The sequence below is a fragment of the Oleiphilus sp. HI0132 genome, assembly GCF_001635845.1.
This window is the reverse complement of record NZ_LWGJ01000375.1, coordinates 1-685: the sequence shown is the minus strand read 5'-3', so window position 1 is coordinate 685 and position 685 is coordinate 1. Positions and strand designations below refer to the sequence as shown.

The 685-nt window shown below is 43.5% G+C and carries 2 protein-coding genes; both read left to right on the top strand.

The genetic code is table 11. The features are described 5' to 3' along the window. Positions 1-354, top strand: a 354-nt coding sequence (locus A3766_RS04605) for a heme-binding protein (RefSeq protein ID WP_197479320.1), incomplete at its 5' end; no start/stop codon positions are given. Positions 355-513: 159 nt separating this feature from the next. Beyond that, a partial coding sequence (locus A3766_RS32390; protein WP_156508686.1) for a transposase occupies positions 514-685 on the top strand: 172 nt, incomplete at its 3' end.

The window sequence follows — 685 nt, the reverse complement described above, 5'->3', positions numbered from 1 at the left end:
TCCGGCGAAAATAGTAAGGGGCAAGATATCAGCATGACCGCGCCTGTGTTCATGGATCAAGACAAAGCAACTAAAATGTCTTTTGTTCTTCCCGAAGATTTCAGGATTGAGACAGCACCGGCGCCGAGAGACCCAAACGTTTCTTTGGAGCGAGTCAATGATTACACTGTTGCAGCGATTCGCTTCAGTGGTTGGCTGGACGAGGACACAATAGAAAGCAAGAAAAGCGAACTATTGGCTTGGTTGAATGAGCAGGATATCAAAGCCATTGGGCAGCCTATTATTGCCGGTTATGATCCACCTTCGTCAATTCCTTTTTTTAGACGAAATGAAGTTCTAATCCCGATAGAGTAGACCCCATCTTTGTGTTCGTATGCCATGAGTGTGAGAAGGGTGCTATCTAACTGGTCTCTTCTGGACAGTGTGTAGATCCTAATCTATCTTTGATAGTGATCTGCTTTAATCAAACAGGACACTTCAATAAGGAATATAATCCAATTATTGAGGTGTTAAATGACAAAACGAAAGAACAGAAGTTATACAACAGAGTTTAAACAAGAAGCGGTTGCCCTGGTCACCGAGCAAGGCTATAGCGTTCCTAAAGCGGCTGCTTCATTGGGTATTACAGATAAGTTGCTCTACAACTGGAAAGCCAAGTTTGATGCGGAACAATCTGGTACTGGCT